Here is a 944-nt window from a genome sequence, read left to right as displayed (position 1 = left end):
CGGCGGTCGAGCCGGCACCCAACCGCGGCAGCCGCGACGGACGCGCTCGGGTCGCCCACGGCCCGGTGCCCGAGGTGCTCGAGTTCCCGGACGAGCTCGCCGAGGCGCGGGGGGTGGCCACCCGCGTGCGGCAGCGTATCGACGCCGGCGTCGCACCGGAGTCGATCGCGGTGCTGCTGCGCGTGAACTCCCAGTCCGCGCTGTTCGAGCAGGCGCTCGGCGAGGTCGGCGTGTCCGTGCGGGTGCGCGGGGCGCAGCGCTTCTTCGATCGCCCGGAGGTGCGGGAGGCGGTGCACGCGATCCGGGCCGCGGCGCTCGCGATCGCCGACGAGCCGCTCTTCAAATCGGTGAGCGACGTGCTCCGCTCGCTCGGCTGGACCGTCGAGCCGCCCGCGGGTCCCGGCGCCGTGCGGGACCGGTGGGAGTCGTTGAACGCGATCGCCCGGCTCGTCGACGACCAGCCCGCCGGCACGACCTTCCGCACGTTCGCGGACGACCTCCGCACGCGTGCGGAGACCCATCACGAGCCGGCGGTCGCGGCGGTCACCATCGCGACCCTGCACTCGGCGAAGGGCCTCGAGTGGGACGAGGTCCACCTGCCGGGTCTCGCGGAGGGCATGCTCCCGATCGCGTACGCGACCGGGTTGGACGCGATCGACGAGGAGCGCCGACTGCTCTACGTCGGCATCACGCGGGCACGGCGACGGCTGTCGATGAGCTTCTCGCGATGGTCGGCCGGACGCCGAGCGGAACGGGAGCCGTCGCGCTTCCTCCGGGAGCTCGACACCCGCACTCGGGATGCATCCCGACCGGCGTCGGTCGCGGGGGCTCCGGCGCGGGCGCGTCGCTGACGACGACCGTCGCCGAGTCGAGTGCCGAGCGCCCCGCCCGCAGCAGGTCGTCGACGGCGGATGCCGCGAGCGCGAGCGCCTCGTGCCTCGCCC

1 protein-coding gene is annotated in these 944 nt (G+C 75.1%); it reads left to right on the top strand.

The genetic code is table 11. The features are described from left to right. A partial coding sequence (locus ESO86_RS17705; protein ID WP_165308359.1) for a 3'-5' exonuclease occupies positions 1-851 on the top strand: 851 nt, incomplete at its 5' end. Between the last annotated feature and the right edge of the window lie 93 nt (positions 852-944).

Origin of the sequence: Agromyces binzhouensis (assembly GCF_004135055.1) — a bacterium.
GTDB lineage: Bacteria > Actinomycetota > Actinomycetes > Actinomycetales > Microbacteriaceae > Agromyces > Agromyces binzhouensis.
The sequence above is the reverse complement of the archived record's forward strand: the minus strand, read 5'-3'. Positions and strand labels throughout refer to the sequence as shown.